Annotated in this window: 14 protein-coding genes; 8 read left to right on the top strand and 6 right to left on the bottom strand. The window is 73.1% G+C overall.

Annotated features, from left to right (window positions below; all coding sequences use genetic code 11):
• Positions 1-115 precede the first annotated feature (115 nt).
• The 4 genes from RB614_RS03860 (at position 116) to RB614_RS03845 (ending at position 5465) form a co-directional block, all read left to right on the top strand.
• Positions 116-1192, top strand: a complete 1077-nt coding sequence (locus RB614_RS03860) for an extracellular solute-binding protein (protein WP_308710926.1) — start codon at positions 116-118, stop codon at positions 1190-1192.
• Between the two features lie 186 nt (positions 1193-1378).
• Complete coding sequence (locus tag RB614_RS03855; RefSeq protein WP_308710925.1) at positions 1379-2911, top strand: amidohydrolase; 1533 nt, start codon at positions 1379-1381, stop codon at positions 2909-2911.
• Positions 2912-2922: 11 nt separating this feature from the next.
• The gene (locus RB614_RS03850) at positions 2923-4437 is read left to right on the top strand and encodes a GMC family oxidoreductase (protein WP_308710924.1); all 1515 of its coding nucleotides are present in this window, start codon (positions 2923-2925) and stop codon (positions 4435-4437) included.
• A gap of 11 nt (positions 4438-4448) precedes the next feature.
• Entirely contained in the window at positions 4449-5465 is a 1017-nt protein-coding gene (locus RB614_RS03845; protein WP_308710923.1) for a phosphotriesterase family protein, read from the top strand.
• A gap of 141 nt (positions 5466-5606) precedes the next feature.
• On the opposite strand, the gene RB614_RS03840 is transcribed toward RB614_RS03845, so the two are convergent.
• From RB614_RS03840 to RB614_RS03820, 5 genes are all read right to left on the bottom strand, one after another.
• A complete protein-coding gene (locus tag RB614_RS03840; RefSeq protein ID WP_308710922.1) occupies positions 5607-6257 on the bottom strand; it encodes a response regulator in 651 nt (216 codons plus the stop codon).
• Positions 6254-7231 carry a sensor histidine kinase gene (locus RB614_RS03835; protein ID WP_308710921.1) on the bottom strand — a complete coding sequence of 326 codons (978 nt, stop codon included), beginning with the start codon at positions 7229-7231 and terminating at the stop codon, positions 6254-6256. Before RB614_RS03835 ends, RB614_RS03840 begins: the two co-directional genes overlap by 4 nt.
• A 19-nt stretch (positions 7232-7250) precedes the next feature.
• A complete protein-coding gene (locus RB614_RS03830; protein WP_308710920.1) occupies positions 7251-9170 on the bottom strand; it encodes an FtsX-like permease family protein in 1920 nt (639 codons plus the stop codon).
• Positions 9167-9907: an ABC transporter ATP-binding protein gene (locus tag RB614_RS03825; RefSeq protein WP_308711149.1), complete on the bottom strand. Its 741-nt coding sequence runs from the start codon at positions 9905-9907 to the stop codon at positions 9167-9169. Before RB614_RS03825 ends, RB614_RS03830 begins: the two co-directional genes overlap by 4 nt.
• Positions 9908-10406: 499 nt before the next feature.
• Positions 10407-10988, bottom strand: a complete 582-nt coding sequence (locus RB614_RS03820; RefSeq protein ID WP_308710919.1) for an RICIN domain-containing protein — start codon at positions 10986-10988, stop codon at positions 10407-10409.
• A gap of 360 nt (positions 10989-11348) precedes the next feature.
• Between RB614_RS03820 and RB614_RS03815 the strand changes: the two genes are divergently transcribed.
• The 4 genes from RB614_RS03815 to RB614_RS03800 all read left to right on the top strand — a co-directional run bounded on the left by RB614_RS03815 (position 11349) and on the right by RB614_RS03800 (position 15674).
• Entirely contained in the window at positions 11349-13916 is a 2568-nt protein-coding gene (locus RB614_RS03815; RefSeq protein WP_308710918.1) for a helix-turn-helix transcriptional regulator, read from the top strand.
• The gene (locus tag RB614_RS03810; protein ID WP_308710917.1) at positions 13913-14152 is read left to right on the top strand and encodes a hypothetical protein; all 240 of its coding nucleotides are present in this window, start codon (positions 13913-13915) and stop codon (positions 14150-14152) included. Before RB614_RS03815 ends, RB614_RS03810 begins: the two co-directional genes overlap by 4 nt.
• A gap of 74 nt (positions 14153-14226) precedes the next feature.
• Positions 14227-15306 (top strand): AbrB family transcriptional regulator, encoded by a 1080-nt coding sequence (locus RB614_RS03805; protein WP_308710916.1) that lies wholly within the window; start codon positions 14227-14229, stop codon positions 15304-15306.
• 11 nt (positions 15307-15317) lie between these two features.
• Positions 15318-15674, top strand: coding sequence for a hypothetical protein (locus RB614_RS03800; protein WP_308710915.1), 357 nt, complete (start codon positions 15318-15320; stop codon positions 15672-15674).
• 67 nt (positions 15675-15741) lie between these two features.
• Here RB614_RS03800 and RB614_RS03795 read toward each other — a convergent pair whose 3' ends face one another.
• Positions 15742-16806, bottom strand: coding sequence for a LacI family DNA-binding transcriptional regulator (locus RB614_RS03795; protein ID WP_308710914.1), 1065 nt, complete (start codon positions 16804-16806; stop codon positions 15742-15744).
• Positions 16807-16920: the final 114 nt, after the last annotated feature.

The following is a 16920-nucleotide window of genomic DNA, read 5'->3' as shown; positions in this document are numbered from 1 at the left end:
CGATTGTGTGGATGCATATCTTGAGCTTGGGATCCAATCACGGGTTAAATGGATACGTCTGGGGTTGGCGTCGGCATAGTTGCTGATCACGGCATGAAACCACGTGGAGGAACTCGTGCCCATACACCCGCATCGGCGCGGCAGAGGCCGCGGACTACGCGCGGCGCTCGCCGCGGGGGCGGCGCTGGCGCTCGCCCTGACCGGATGTTCGTCCGACGAGCCGGCCGAGTCGTCGGGCGGTCTGAGCGGAAAGATCGTCTGGGCCGACTTCGGCGGCCCCACCAACAAGGCCCGCTACGCCACGTACTTCGACGACTTCACGAAGCAGACCGGCGTCGAGGTGGTCTCCGAGGTGGAGAGCGACGCCGTCGCCAACACGATGCTCACCGGCGGCAAGGGGGACTACGACGCGATCCACGTCGGCCTCGACACCGTCTACCGGCACAAGGACAACATCGCGCCCCTCGACGCCGCCGTCGGGCGCGACACCAACCTGCCGGAGAACATCCGCGACTACGCGTTCGGCACCTTCTACGTCGGTCACGTCCAGGCGTACCTGACCGCCACCTTCCCCAACGGCGGCCCGCAGACCTGGGCCGACTTCTTCGACGTCGGGAAGTTTCCCGGCAAGCGCGGCTGGATGGGCAGCCCGGGAAGCTACGACAGCGCCTGCGAGATCGCCGAGCTGGCCTCCGGCGTCGCGCCCGACAAGCTGTACCCGCTCGACCTCGACCTGTGCACCAAGAAGCTCGACGAGCTGCGGCCGAACATGGTCTTCTACACCTCCTACCCGCAGATCCAGCAGCTGCTGACCTCCAAGACCGCGGCCGTCGTGGCCGGCCCGTCCGGCCAGGCGTTCGCCCTCAAGGGCCAGGGCGTCGACGTCACCATCTCCTGGAACCAGGCGATCGTCGCCCCCAACGTCATGACCATCCCGGCCAGCGCGCCCAACCTGACGAACATCCAGGCCCTGGCCGACGTCTTCAACGAGCCGGAACGCCAGGCGCGGTTCGCCAAGACGACCGGGTACGGGCCGGGCAACCCGGACGCGTTCACGCACATGGACGACGCGACGAAGGCGGACATCGTCAACTCGCCGGCGCACACCCAGATCGTCCACCAGAACTCCGAGGCCCGGGCCGAGCACGACGACGAACTGCTGGCCTGGTACACCAAGTGGCTCGCTGGCTGACCGGGGGTGCGGCCCGGTCCGGGGCCGCACCGGCGCTGGTCGTGGGGGGGGGAGGGCCCCAGGGTGCGGGCCCGGCGGGCGCCGGGGGGGGGGGGGGGCGGGCCGCCCCCCCCGCCGCCCCCCCCCCCCCCGCGGGCCGGCCCCCCCCCCCCCCCCCCCCCCCCCCCCCGGCCGCGCGCCGAGGCGATGCTCGTCGCGGACGGGCGGGTCACCGCGGTCGGCGGGCGCGCCGAGCTACGCGCGGCCGCACCGGCCGGCACCGGCGAGGTCGAGGCGCTCGGCACCGTCGTACCGGGTTTTCTCGACTCGCACCTGCACACGCTGACCGTCGGGGTGGAGCGGCGCCGGCTCGTCATCGCCGAGGCCGGCTCCATCCCGGAGGTCTGCGAGCGGATCGGCGCGTGGCTGGCCGAGCGGCCGGGCCTGGACTGGGTGGTCGTCGGCGCCCACTTCCACGCCGAGGACCTGGCCGAGGGGCGGCTGCCGGACCGGTACGACCTCGACAAGGTCACCGGCGACACGGCCGTCGTCCTCGACCGCCGTACCCACGACGCGATCGCCAACTCGGCGGCGCTGCGCCGGGCCGGCGTCGACGAGCGGACCCCGGACCCCGCCGGCGGCCGGATCGAGCGCGACCGGCGCGGCACGCCGACCGGGATCCTGGTCGAACGCCCCGCCGCCGAACTCGTGCTGGGCCACGTCCCGCCGCTCGGGCACGGGGAGCTGCGCGCGGCGCTGGCCGAGGCGCAGCCCTACCTGCACGGCCTCGGCATCACCAGCGCCACCGAGCCCGGCCTCGTCCCCGGCGAGCTGCGGGTGTACCGCGCGGCCGCGGCCGAGGGCTGGCTGACGCTGCGCACCACGGGCATGCCCCTGGCCAGAGCGGGTGTGCCCCTCGACGACCTGCTCGCCTGGCCCGGCGGCGACTGCGGCCGCCTCACCCGCGGCCCGCTGAAGATCTACCTGGACGGCGCCGGCGGCTTCGGCACCGCGCTCATCTCCCGGCCCTGGCCCGGCCGGGACGGCGCGTACCACGGCAACCTGACCTGCCCCGAAGACACCTTCGCGGCACTCGTCGCCGGCTGCGCCGAGCGCGGCCATTCGGTCGCCGTCCACGCCGTGGGGGACGCCGCCGTCACCCTCGCGCTGGACCACTTCGAGCGCGTCGACGCGCGCCACCCGATCGCACCCCTACGGTTTTCGATCATGCACTCGTACCTGTGGCCGTCGCCCGCCGACATGGCCCGCGCCGCGCGCCTGGGCGTCCTGCTCTCCAGCCAGCCCTCCATGCAGTGGCGGGTCGGCGCGGGCATCGCGGACCAGTTCGGCGACGGCGTCCCCCTCGCGCCGCTGCGCGACTGGCTCGACGCGGGCGTGACCGTCGCGGGCGGCTCCGACGGCCCCGACTTCCCGATGGCCCCGCTGTTCGGCATGTGGCAGGCGCGCGGCCGGCGGGTCCGCGGGCGCCCCGGGCCGCTCGGGCCCGAGCAGGCCGTCACCGCGGCCGAGGCGCTCGCGATGTACACCACCTCGGCCGCGTACTACTGCTTCGCCGAGCACGAGCGCGGCCGGCTCGCCCCCGGCTACCTCGCCGACTGGGCCGAACTGCCCGTCGACCCGCTGACCGCGCCCCTGGCGGAGCTGGCCGAGGCCGCCGCCCGCCCCGTGGCACGCACCGTCGTGGGCGGCACCGTGGTCCACGGACCCGACTTCGAGTAGAGAGGGCTGTCTTGGCCGAGAATCTTCCGCGGGAGGCCGGCACCGTCGTCGTCGGCGGCGGCACCAGCGGCAACGTCATCGCGGCGCGGCTCGCGCTGGCCGGGGTGGACACGCTGGTGCTGGAGGCCGGCCCCGACTTCGGCCCCTTCGGATCCGCCGCGTGGCCCGCGGACCTGCTGGACGCGACCCGGCTCGGCCGCTCCCACGACTGGGGCTACGACTCCGGCGACACGCTGCCGACCAGGGTCGCCTTCGAGCGGGCCCGGGCCATCGGCGGCTGCTCGGACCTCAACGGCACCACCCAGACCTGGGGCCACCGGCGCGACTACGACGCCTGGGCCGCCGCCGGCAACCCCGGGTGGAGCGCGGACGAGCTGCGCCCGCTCTTCGCCGAGGCCACCCGGATCATGCGGGTCAAGCGGTACCGCGCCGAGGAGCTGACCCCGTGGCAGCGCGCCTGGTACGACGCCGGCTCCGCGATCGGCCTGCCCCGGCTGGAGACGCTCAACGACCTGGACCAGACGACCGGGTTCGCGCCCGAGGACAACAACATCGTCGACGGCGTCCGGTGGAACACCGCCTTCGCGTACCTCGACCCGGTCCGGCACCTGGAACACCTGCGCATCGCCGGGCGGGCGCACGTCGACCGGGTCCTGGTCCGCAACGGCCGGGCCACCGGCGTCGTGGTGCTCCGGCACGGCCAGAGCCACGTCGTCCGCGCCGGTCGGGTGGTGGTCTGCGGCGGCGCGTACAACTCGCCCCAGGTCCTGCAACGCTCCGGCATCGGCGAGCCGACCCTGCTCAAGGAGCTGGGCATCGAGGTCGTCGCCGACCTGCCAGGGGTCGGGGAAAACCTGCACGACCAGCCGTTCCTGCTGATGAGCTGGGCCGGCTCGGAGGCGATGAGCGCGGCGATGAGCCGGCTGCGGGCGGGCGGCTGGGCCCCCGACGAGCAGGCGATGGCCAAGGCGGCGTCGAGCTTCGACCCGGACGTGTTCGACATGCACTTCCTGCCGTACAGCCCCACCCACAGGGGCAAGGAGAAGCGGTGGAGCTGCGGCGTCGGCGCCCTGCTGCCCCGCTCCCGCGGCCACGTCCGGATCCGCTCGCTCGACCCCGAGGAGAAGCCGCTGATCGACCACCGTTTCCTCGGCGACCCGGAGGGGCACGACGCCCAGGTCCTCGCCGAGGGCATCGAGCAGCTGCGGGCCATCGCCGCCTCGCCCGGCATGCGCGACGTCGTCGGGAGCGAGCTGCGGCCGGGGCCGGACGTCGCCGACCGCGCCGCGCTCCTGCGCCACATCCGGGCCAACCCCGACAACTACTGGCACCCGGTCGGTACCTGCAAGATGGGTCCGGCCGCCGACCCCGACGCGGTGGTGGGGCACGACGGCCGGGTACACGGCGTCGCGGACCTCTTCGTCGCCGACTGCTCGATCATGCCGACCGTCCCGCGCGCGACCACCGCCATGCCCGCCGTCGTGATCGGCGAACGGGTCGCCCGCTTTCTGATCGCCACCCGCTGACGGGACCGCCGATGCCGATACACACCGTCCTCGGACCGGTACCCGCCGACGCGCTCGGCCTGACGTCGATGCACGAACACCTCCTCAGCGACCTGCGGCTGTGGGGCAAGCCGTCGCCGGAGCCGCCCCCGGAGGGCGTGCCGATCGGCCCGGAGCTGATGGGCTACCTGCGCTGGAACGCGCTCTCGGTACCCGAGAACCTGGTCCTGCACGACCCGGACGTCGCGGTCGCCGAGCTCGTGGCGGCGAAGGCGGACGGCGCCGGCGCCGTCGTCGAGCTGACCCTGCCCGGGATGGGCCGGCGCCTGGCGGAGCTGCCGGACATCGCGCGCCGCAGCGGCGTGCACGTCTGCGTCGGCGGCGGCTGGTACGTCGAGCAGACCATGCCCGAGGCGGTCCGCCGCGCCGACGTCGACCAGCTCGCGGAGGGCATGGTCGAGGAGCTCACCCGCGGGATCGACGGGACCGGCATCCGGCCGGCGCTGCTCGGCGAGATCGGCACCAGCTACCCGGTGACCGACGCCGAGTGGCGGGTGCTGCGGGCGGCCGGCCGGGCCGGCGCGCGGACCGGGGCCGCGGTCTACGTCCACCTCTCCTTCCGCGGCCGGGCCGGGCTCGACGTGCTCGACGAGCTGGTCGCCGAGGGGATGCCCGCCGACCGGGTCATCCTCGGCCACCTCGACGAGCACTTCGACCCCGACTACCACGCCGAGATCGCCCGGCGCGGCGCCGTCCTCGGGTACGACACGTTCGGCTCGGACTTCTACTACGGCGACCCGTCGGTGCGGAACCCGACCGACGCGGAGCGCCTGGCCATGGTCGGCTGGCTCATCGAGCGGGGATACGCCGACCAGCTCGTGATCGGCGCCGACGTGTGGACCCAGGCCAACCTGCGGCACAACGGCGGCAACGGCTACCAGCACCTGTTTCGCCGCATCCTGCCGGCCATCGCGCGGCTCGCCGGCGGCGACGCGGACCTCGTCGATCAGATCGCGGTACGCAACCCCCGCCGCCTGCTGGACCGCTAGGCCAGCCGGCCGCACCGGGCCCAGCGTCGCCGGTGCTCCCGTGGCCGGGCTGCCGGCTTCGGCTTCCGGGCCAGCGGCGACCGGCCGCAGGTCTACTACGGCCGGATCAGCCAGGCGGTTGACCGTGCTGAATGTGTGCTCTCAGGTGAGGTGGTTGGCTTTGGCCCAGCGGGCGAGCTCGCGGCGGTTGGACAGTTGGAGTTTGCGGAGTACGGCGGCGGCGTGGGTTTCGATCGTGCGGGATGAGATGTGCAGGCGGGTGGCGGCTTCGGGGTAGGTGTATCCGGCGGCGATCAGGCGCAGTACGTCACGCTCGCGACTGGTGAGCCGGTCCAGGTCCGGGTGGGGTACCGGGTCGGTGCCGCGGAAGGCGTCCAGGACGTACACGGCCAGGCGGGGTGAGAAGTAGGCGTCGCCGGCGTGTACCCGCGCGATGGCCTGGCACAGGTCGGGTCCGGTGATCGCTTTGGTGACGTAGCCTCGGGCGCCTGCGCGGACGATGGCCAGGACGTCGTCCGGGCTGTCGGAGACGGACAGGGCGAGGAAGCGGATGTGCGGGTGGCTGGGAGCGACCGCGTCGAGGATCGCCCGTCCGCCGCCGTCGGGCAGGTGGACGTCCAGCAGCACCACGTCGGGTTGGAGGGTGCGGACGCCGGAGACCGCCGAGGCGACGTCGCCTGCCTCACCGACGACCACGACGGTGTCGCCGATCTCGGCCCGTACGCCGGAACGCACGACGCAGTGGTCATCGACGATGAACACTCGGATCTGTTGTTCGCCCTGCTCGCTCATCGGGGACCGTCCAGAGGCATGTGCAGTTCCACCTCGGTGCCGTCACCGGGTGCGGACCGGATCGTGGCGGTGCCGCGGTGCTGGCGTATCCGGGCTTCGATGGAGTCGGCGATGCCGCGCTGGTGGGGTCCGGTGTGGACGGCCGGGTCGAATCCGCGTCCTCGGTCGCGGACCAGGGCGAGCAGTTCGGTGTCGGCCACCTCGGCGTATACCGAGACCTGTGGCACGGCGGCGTGTCTGGCCGCGTTGGTCAGGGCTTCGCCGACCGCGCCGAGGAACGCCTGGGCCGGCGGTGTCAGCTGGCAGGTGCCCACGGTGGACAGTCCTACGGTGATGTCGTAGCGGTCCTCGATCTGGGCGGCCACCTGACGCAGCTGCGTGGCGAGGTCGTCACCGGCCGGCGGGGTGCCGTAGAGCCAGGCCCGCAGGTCCCGCTCGGTGGCGCGGGTCAGGGCGCGGACCGCCCTGGCATCGTCGGCCCGTTTGTAGACCAGCGTGAGCGCCTGCAGCACGGAGTCGTGCAGGTGGGTGGCGACCTGGGCGCGTTCCTCAGCGCGGGCCCGTGCGGCGCGTTCGGTGGTCAGCGTCCGGGCCAGCAGGAACGTCCACGGCAGCAGCACCGCGCCGACGAGCGCGAGCGCCCCGGCGACGAGGATGGCTAGCAGTGCCACTGATGACGACTCGTCCGCGCTGTCGGTGCCGATCAGCGCGGCCAGGACGGTGCCCGCTGCGGCGATCAGCGCCGCGACGCCGATCACTCGACGCAGCGCCCGGCCGGCGGACGGCTCGGTGTGCAGTCGCCCGGCGGCCAACGCGATCCACGGCCCCACCGCCGCGGCGATCACCAGCGAGGCCACTGGAACGGCTACCGGCAGCGGCGGTGACGGGGTGCGCTCGGCCAGCCACAGCAGGCCCGCGAACTCCGCCGGGCCCAGGCAGCCCAGCAGCATCAGCCAGCGCTCATCGCGGCGCACGAGCCCGATCCTACGGCGGCTATTCCGTGGCGATGGCACCCAACACCTCGATCCGGCTCGCCGCACGGGCCGGCAGCGCGGCGGCGAGGACCCCCGCGACGGCGGCCGCTGCCGCGACGGCGGCAAGGGCGGCGGTCGGCACCGTGAACCGGGTCGGTGAGGACGAGCCGGCCAGCACCCGGGCGGCGCCCCAGCCAAACAGCAGCCCGAGTCCGCCGCCGCCGAGCACACCGAGGAGCGCGACGATGAGCGCCTCGCCGCGGATCATCAACCGGATCTGGTGGCGGGCCATGCCCACCGCGCGCAGCATGCCCAGCTCCCGTGCCCGATCCACGATGGACAGTGCCGTCGTCGTCAGGATGCCGAGTAGTCCGACCACCCCGGCCAGCCCGGCAAGGGCGAGAAACAACGATGTCGAGCGGTTGATCTGCCCGAGGTAGCGCTGCCGGGCCTGGCCGCGGTCCTCGACGGTCAGCGCCGGATCGACAGCCAGCACCCGCGCGACCGCGGCCCGCACGGCCCCGGCTGGTACGCCGTCCCGGGCGGCCATCGGCACGTCACGCACGGTCGGGTCGCCGCCGAGGGCGGCGTAGTCCGCCTGCGCCATCAGGTAGTCGCCCGCGCCGGGCAGGTAGCTGTTACCGGCGTACACGACCCGCACCGTCAACGTCCGCTCACCGCCCGGGAGCCGCACCGGCACCGGCGTGCCCACCGTCCACCCCCGCGTCGCGGCGACCCGCTCGGTGACCCCGAGCCCGCCGGCGGCCAGGTCGGTGACGCTGCCGGCGACGACCTTCAGCGGCTGTGCCCGCCGGTACCGCTCCGGATCCACCGCGGTCACCCGGTCGGGCCGCCCCGCGACGGTCGCCTCGCCGGACCGAAGCGGCGCGACCGCGGCCAGCTCCGGCAACCCGGCCAGCCGGTCTACCACATCGGCCCCGATCCCGGCCCGCTCACCGGCCCGCGGCTCGTACCGCACATGCAGCTCGGGCGTGCGGGCCCCCTCGTCTTCGATCGCGGCCTTGGTCGACGCGGAAAGCACCAGCACGAAGCTGACCAGGGCAAGACCGATCGCCAACGCCGAGGCGGTGGCGGCGGTTCGCTCCGGGTTGCGCGCCGTGTTCGCTTGGGCCAACGCGCCGGGCAGGCGCAGGGTCCGCGCCACCGGTATCCCGACCAGGCGGGCCAGCGGCCCGGCGACCCGCGCGCCGACCAGCCGGAGCCCCAGCAGCGTCAGCACGCCAGCCGGCAGCAGCAGCACGCCGGGCCCGGCGACCGCCGCGAACGGCACCGCGGCAACCCCCAGCACCACAGCCACACCACCGACCACCAGCCGGACCTGGCCGGCCCGCCGCACCGAGCCGGGGGTGGCGCGCAGCGCGGCCAGCGGCGCGGTCCGCCCGGCGCGGCGGGCCGGGGCCAGCGCCGACAGCACCGTCACGCCGCAGCCGACCAGCAGCGACACCACCGCCGTCCGCGCCGACACGACCAACCCGCTGCCGGACAGATCACCACTGGGGAACAGGTCCGAGTTCACGTACGCGCGCAGCCCGGCCGCGACACCGACCCCGGCGCCCAATCCGACCAACCCGGCCAGCCCACCAATGACCAGCGCTTCCAGCCCGACCAGCCGCCGCAACTGGCCGCCGTCGGCGCCCAGGCACCGCAACAGCGCCAGCTCCCGGGTCCGCTGCGCGACCGTCACCGTGAACGCGGCATTGATCAGAACGGCGCCGACCAGCACCGCCACCACCCCGGCCACCAGCACGAGCTGGCCGAGCTGGCGCACGTCCTCGTCCGCCCCGGCGGTCGCCGCCACCGTCTCCAACAGCACCAACGTCCCGCAGATCAACCCCACCCCGACCACCGCGCCCACACCGGTCAGCGCCGCCCGCCGCGAACGCATCGCCAACTCCCGCCGCACCAGCCGCCAGATCACGACGACACCCCACCCAGCCGCCGGTGAATCATCGCCACGCTCGGCGCATCCACCTCGTCGACCACCCGCCCGTCCGCCACGAGCAGCACCCGGTCCGCGTAGCCGGCGGCAACAGGATCATGGGTCACCATCACCACCGTCTGCCCGAACTCGTCCACACACCGGCGCAGCAGGGCCAGCACATCAGCGGCCGCGCGCGAGTCCAGGTTGCCGGTCGGCTCGTCCGCGAACACCACCGCCGGCCGCGCGACCAACGCCCGCGCCACCGCCACCCGCTGCTGCTGACCACCGGACAGCTCCGCCGGGCGATGCGCCAACCGGTCGCGCAACCCGACCACATCCACGACCCGGTCCGTCCACGCCCGGTCCGGCACCCGACCGGCGATCCGCAACGGAAGCAGCAGATTCTCCCCCGCGGTCAAGGTCGGAAGCAGATTGAACGACTGGAACACGAACCCGACCCGATCCCGCCGCAGCCGAGTCAACGCCCGCTCCGACAAACCAGTAAGGTCGACGTCCCCCAGGTACACCACACCGGAATCGACCCGGTCCAAACCGGCCAGACAATGCAACAGCGTCGACTTGCCCGAACCCGACGCCCCCATCACCACGGTGAACCGGCCCGCCGGCACCGCCACCGTCACCCCATCCAACGCGGTCACCATCGCCGGCCCGACACCGAACCGTTTCGTCACCGCCACCGCCCGCACCGCGGCCACCTCGACGTGAGAACTCATGCCACGAGCCTCACGCCCCAACCGGAACCACCACATCCGTAACCAGCCCGCGACCACATCCGTACCCCACCCAGACACCACCCCACCCGCACATCAGCGACCATGGCCGGATCGAAAACCCCGACACCGCGTCCGGCTCGTAGCACACGGGAACCCGGAGAGGTCCGTCCTGGTGGAGCTGCTCGCTGAGTTACGTCGGTCGTGGGATCGTCTCTGCCACGTGTGGTTCACGCGAAACGCGGGTGGACGCATCCCGAAAACACGGGGTCACGGAGGTCTGGAGGCGATCTGAGCGCACCGTTCAGAGGCCGGTGCGGACCGGGGCCGGCCGGCGATGAGATGCCTGCAATGAGAGCGTCCCTCCCGGCTGGTCGATCGGGTTCTACGCGAACCCGATTTCCCGGCCGGGAGGGGCGCTTTCGTCGTGTCTCGTCATGCCGATCGGTTATCGTGAATCAAGCTGATCCACGAATCTCTGGCCAGGGGCGTGCCGCAACGATCACGCTGGTTGGAGGGTGAAGGTCTGCGCGCCGGTCTCCTGGTTGCAGGTCCAGATCTGCATGCTCGTCCTGCCGCTGGTGGCACCCGGGACGTCCAGGCACCGAGGGTTGTTGAAGATCCCGGCAAGGGTGTTGGCGTTGACGAAGCTGTAGTTGCTTCCCCCGCGCGAGACGGGCACCCACAGCCGCGACCGGCTGTTGTTGCACCCGTACTGGACGACCGTCGTTCCGCTGTTGGTGTCCCCGTCTTCGGCGGACATGCACCTGCCGCTCCAGCTGCTGCGGATCTGGTAGACGTCCGCCAGGCTGCTTGGCAGCCCAAGCGCCTGCTGCCACCAGGGAACGACGTCGATGACCCCGGCATACACCAGGGTGAAGACCTCGTTGGGCTCGCCGTAGCAGTCCCAGTGAACGATGTGGTTGCCGTCGTCCTGACCGTAGGCCAGGATGGACAGGCAGTAGCTTGAGTTGGTGTTGCTCTTGAGCCGGACCGGGCCGTTCGCTATCTGTGCCTGGGCCGGAGCGACCATCAGCCCCAGCAGCACGGCGGCGGCGACGGCCACCGCAAACGCCCGTTGCATCATTGTTCCCCGGCGCTTCTTAAGCCGGGCGGGTCTGGGCTCTGCGTGCACGTCTGTCTCCTATCACGGTGTCTAGTTGGTCGAAGCTGTCGATTTCCTCGACCACGGTCGTTCGTGACGTCCTGACCGTGCCACCAACGCCGCCAGCCACCCAGATCAAGCGGGCTGACCCGATCGTCGCCGGGCCGACACCGGCCTGACGCACGTGCGCGCCGGTCAGGAGCGCCGCATCCGGGACACGTGGCCGGGTGGCAAGAGTCGCCATTGCGCCAGATCAATTCGCATACCTAAAAATCATCCCCATGTGCTCATCCAGCTTGGGCGTGGCCGCGAACCTTCTTTGAGCAGAGGGAGGTATAGATGCGGGCATGGCCGTTTGAGGGGCGCGAGGCCGAACTGTCCATGATCGACTCCGCTTTCACCGGACCTGATGTGGACGCGGTGGTACTGACCGGGCCGGCCGGGATGGGCAAGACCCGGCTGGCCCGGCAGGCCGTGGCCGCATTGAGGTGCGGGCGTACCGCGTGGGTGAGTGCGACGGCTGCCGCCAGCAAGGTTCCGCTCAGTGCGGTGGCCGGGTTGATGCCCGACGACGCTCGCGCAGTCGGGGCATTGGAGCTGATCCGCGCCACCGCCGCCCACGTGCGCAGCTGGGGCGGGAGGCGCCAGGTCGCCGTCGGCGTAGACGACGCCCACCTGCTCGACGACGCTTCCGCCACCCTGGTCGCCCACCTGGTCACCAGCCATGCCGCCTTCGTAGTCATGACCTTTCGGATCGGTGAGCCGGTCGCGGACGGGCTGGTACGGCTGTGGAAGGAAGGCAACGCCCGCTATATCGAGCTACCCGGTCTGCCCGAAGAGGTCATCGACCGGCTGATAGACCATGAGGGGCCAACCAACCTCGACCGCCGCGGCCGGCGGCGCCTCCACCAGACCGCGCGCGGAAACCCGCTGGCCCTGCGGGAGCTCCTGCACGGTTCCCAACCCGGTGGCCTCCTGGACCTGGTCTCGGCCAGGTTGGACCGGCTCGAGCCGGCCACCCGCTACGTCGTCGAGCTGGTGGCGTGCGGTGAACCCCTGGCCGTGCCGATCCTCGAGCAACTGGCCGGGCTACCGGCACTGATCGCCGCCGAAGACAGCGGCCTGATCGTGGTACAACGCTCCGGCGCCCGCGCCCAGGCCAGGCTCGACCACCCCATATACGGCGAGGCGCTACGCCGCCTGCCGGTCTCCCGAGCTACCCGCGCCTACCGGGCTCTGGCGCAGCGATTGCTCGCCACGCCGTTGCGGCGGCGGGAGGACACCATGCTGGCCGCGGTGTGGCAGGTGGAGGGGGGCGCGATCAGCCGGCCGGACCTGGTCCGGGCCGGAGCGTGGCAGGCCGTCGGGCACGCCGACCTGAGTCTGGCCGAACGGCTGGCCAGGGCCGCCCGCGCCGCCGAACCAACCTTCGAGGCCGACCGGCTGCTTGCGGAGATCCTCGCCTACCGGGGACACCGGGCAGAAGCCCTGCGGGTGCTGGCCCCCACACCCCCGGCGGACATCGCTGATCGGGTGCCCTGGGCGATCACCCGCGCAGAGGCGCTGTACTGGGCAGGCGACGACGCCGAAGCGGCCCACGCGACCCTCGACTACGCCGGCGGCCACCATGCCGCCGAGGCTTGCCGCTCGTGGCTGCTGTTTTTCGGCGCCCGATTCCGCGACGCGGCACGAGTCGCCGCCGAGGTCATGGACCGCACTGACGCCGACCCGCGGTCGATCGTCTGGGCCGCCGCGGCCGGCACCGCCGCCAACGGGTTCCTGGGCAATCTTGACCTGGCCGAGCAGATGCATTGCCGCGGCGCCGAACTTGCCATCGCGCACGCCGCTGCGCTTCCCTGGGCAACTGTCGAGGTGGACGTCGGCAGGTGCCTGGCACACCTGGCCGACGGGCAGCCCGCAGCCGCCGAGGCGATCGCCGCAGCCGGTTACCGCGCCGCGCTCGATGGTGGCGCCGCGATGATGCTCAGCGGCTGGGCACTCTACGGCGGGCTCGCCGCTGCCGCCCGCGGTCACCTGGCGCAGGCGGACCGGCTCCTCGCCGAGGCGACGGCCGGGTACGAGGTCAATGACACCTACCGGCTAGCCCGCTGCTGCCTGGCCGCCCACGCCGCGGTCGCGGCGCTTCGCGGCGACCCGGCCGCGCCAACCTTCCTGGCCCGGGCCGACGACCTCGCCCACCCCTCCGACCGATTCCTGCACCCGTGGATCCACAACTGGCGCGCCTGGAACTCATACGCCCAGGGCAACCTGGCGGCCGCGGCCGCGGCGGCCACGACCGCCGCCGACCTCGCCCGCGCCGTCTGCATGCCCGCCGTGGAAGCCATCGCCCTATTCGACCTGGTACGCCTCGGCGCCCGCACAGATCTCACCCGCCTCGACGCTATCGAACACAACCTCGCTCAGCTCCTGGCCGGAACCACCCGGGCGCTGGCCAGCCGAGACGGGGGCGCGACGCTGGACGCAGCCGCGGCGGAACTCATGGATCGCGGTTACGACCTGCACGCCGCGGAGGTCTACACGGCCGCCGCACACCGCCACCACCGGCATGGCCGCCCCACGCGGGCCAGCCTGGCGGAGGCGGCCGCCGCCCACCTGCGCACCCATCACCCCACCGCCCGCACACCGCTGCTGCTGCCCCCGTCGCTCACCACCCGACTGACCCCACGCGAACGGGAGGTGGTCCTGCTGGCGGCTCACCACACCAGCCCGGAGATCGCCGTCCGGCTGCAACTAGCCGTGCCCACGGTCAACAACAACCTCGCCCGTGCCTACGCCAAGCTCGGTATTACGAGCCGCACCGACCTTCGCAAACTCCTGCGCCACGCACCCACGCCGGCCGGATCCGCGTCGCCGCCCCGAGCCGCCGGCGGCGGCGACACCGCATGACCACCGTCGGCGCGGACATCCGGCCGGCCATGCCGCCAACGAGGGCTGCCTGGTCGCGCTCGTCGCCCCGCCCGCCGCGGACGCCGTACTGGCCGCGATGCGCGACGGCCCGGTCCGCCCGGGCCATCGGCACGGTCGCCGCCACACCCGCCGGCCGGGTCACCGCCCGCACTTTGGTCGGCTCCACCCGCGTGGTCGACATGCTGGTCGGCGAGCAGCTGCCACGCATCTGCTGACCGTCGTGGGGTAACCGGTGCCACACCTCGTCCGCACAGATCGTTAGCTTGGCTACGGATATAGTCGGGCGGTCATGAGCGCCGCGTCGGTCGTCCGCTGGCTTGCCGTCGTCGCGGCGAGCGGGGTCCTGGCGTACCCCCTGGCGCTGCTCGGCCTCCCCGGCCCGACGCTGTTCGCCGGTCTCGTGGCCGGCCTGGCCGCCGCGCTGTCCGGCCGGTTCGCGCTGGAGATCCCGCCCCGGCTGGGCCACACCGCCTTCGCCGTGGTGGGGGTGGCGATCGGCCAGACCGTCACGGTGGACGTGATCAAGGCGGTCGCGGCGGACGGGCTCGCCGTCGCGGTGGCCCTCGTCACCACGCTGGTGCTCAGCGTGGCGGCCGGCTTCGTGCTGTCGAAGGCGACCGCGATCGACCGCCCGACCGGTGCGTTCGGCATGATCGCCGGTGGCGCGTCGGGCGTGGTCGTGGTCAGCGAGGAGGCGGGCGCGGACGCGTCGCTGGTCGCCATCATGCAGTACCTGCGGGTGCTCGTCGTGATCTTCTCCATCCCGCTCGTCACCGGCCTGGTCGCCGCCGGTACCGCCGGCGGTGCGCGGGCCGGACCGCCGGTCGCCGCCAGCCACGTGCTGGAGGGGCTGCTCTTCTGCGCGGTCGTGGCCGGCGTGGGTGCGGGCGTGGCCGCGCTGGTCGGGCTCCAGTCGAGCGCCCTGCTCGGCCCGATGCTGCTGGCCGCGGCGGTCGCGATCCTCTGGCCCGGCCTGGTCCGGCCCACGCCGGTGCTGCTCCAGGACGTGGCGTTCCTGGTGGTCGGGCTGCAGGTCGGGCTCCGCTTCTCGCTGGCCCGCCTCCGGTTGGCCGCGCGCAGCCTGCCGGCCATCATGGTCGCGATCCTCGCGGTCATGGGCGGCTGCGCGGCGATCGGCGCCGGCATGGCCTGGTGGACCGGCCGCCCGTTCTTCGAGTGCTACCTCGCCACCACCCCGGGCGGCCTCAACGCGGTGCTGGCGGCCGCCATCCAGGGCGACGCCGACGTCGCGTACGTCACCTCCGTCCAGGTCCTGCGCCTGTTCGTGATGCTGCTCGCCGCCCCGGTGCTCGGCTGGTGGCTCAAGCGCCGGCTCCCACCGCCCCGAGGCGGGCCGCGCAGGGCCTAGCATCACGTGTCATGACCGATGAGCGGTTGGCCCACGACGTCGACCGGGTGCTGCGCCGCGCCGGGCTCCCGGCCCGCACCTTCGGCGACGGCGACCCGGGCGGCTTCGGCGTCCGGGCGGTCGAGGACGGCGTGCTGGTCACCTGGACGCCCGCCGAGGAGTTGCTCGCCGACGCGGCCGAGGCGATGCTGGCCGACCCGACCGCGCCCGCCGTCTGGCACCTCGGCCGGGTGACCGGCGTCATGCGGCAAGCGATGATCGACATCCTGCGCTCGGCGGGTCTCGACGCGGAGGCCGTCGAAGAGGAGTTCGGCCCCGGCGACCTCAAGGTCCTCGGCCGCTCCGCGCCGCCCGCCCGGCCGGCGTAGGCCCGGCGTGGTTGATCAGGGACTCGAGGGAGCGGCGCGCCGGGCGACCCGCCCACGAACTCCCTGATCAACGTCGCGGGGGCGGGATCTCGCCGCTGCCGCGGACCACCAGGCGGGTGGGGAGGATGTCGTGGTGGTGGCGGGCGTTGTGGTGGGCGATGCGGCGTAGCAGCAGGTGCATCGCGCGGCGGCCGAGCTCGACCGGGTCCTGGGCGACGACGGTGACCGGCGGGTCGATGACGTCGGCGAGGTCGAAGTCGTCGAAGCCGACCAGCGCGACCGGGCGGTCGAGCTGCTTGATGGCCCGCCAGGCGCCCATGGTGAGCCGGCTGTTCTGGGTGAAGGCGGCGGTCGCCGGGTCGGGCAGGGTGGCCAGCCGGGTGAGGGCGGCCTCGGTGCTGGGCACGTCGGTGGGGCCGAGCACGACCAGGGCGGGGTCGACGTCGACGCCGGCGTCGCGGTGGGCCTGGCGGTACCCCTCGAGCCGGTCGGCGCTGGTGGCGACGGCCAGCTCGTTGCCGATGAAGGCGATCCGGCGGTGCCCCTGCCGGAGCAGGTGGGTGACGCCTTCGCGGGCGCCGGCCACGTTGTCGACCAGGGCGTAGTCGGCCTTGATGCGCTGCGGCGGGCGGTCGGCGAAGACGACGGCGAGGCCGGAGCGGAGCTCGGTGCGCAGGTAGCGGTGGTCGCCGGAGCGGGGGACCACGATGATGCCGCCGACCTGGCGGCTGGCGAGGGCGAGGATGGTCTCGCGCTCGCGGTCCGGGTTTTCCTCCGACGAGGCGATGAGCAGCTGCTGGCCGTGCGCCCGGGCCACCTCCTCGACCCCGGAGGCGAGCTCGGCGTAGAAGCGGCCGGCGATGCCCTCGATCACCAGGCCGACGGTGTCCTGGGTGCGGCCGCGGGCGAGGCTGGCGGCGGCGTGGTTGTGCCGGTAGCCGAGCTGGGCGATGGCGCGCTCGACCCGCTCGGCGGTCGTGGCGACGACGCCGGGCTCGCCGTTGATCACGCGGGAGACCGTCTTCGGGCTGACGCCGGCGGCCTCCGCGACCTGGGCCATGGTGGGCCGGCCGGTGCGCGGCCGGGGAGTGCCCGCCGGGCCCGGAGCGGCCGGGTGGGACAGCGCTGTCATCGTTACCGAGTCTGGGATGCCGGCCACCGTTTGTCAAACTTTCCAGGAAGCTTGACAGCGCTGACATTACGTGGGCATCCTTGCCCAATGGCGAGAAAGACAGCGCTGTCATCG

Source organism: Phytohabitans maris, assembly GCF_031085175.1.
GTDB lineage: Bacteria > Actinomycetota > Actinomycetes > Mycobacteriales > Micromonosporaceae > Phytohabitans > Phytohabitans maris.
Note: the sequence above shows the minus strand (reverse complement) of the source record. Positions and strands in the feature narration are given on the sequence as shown.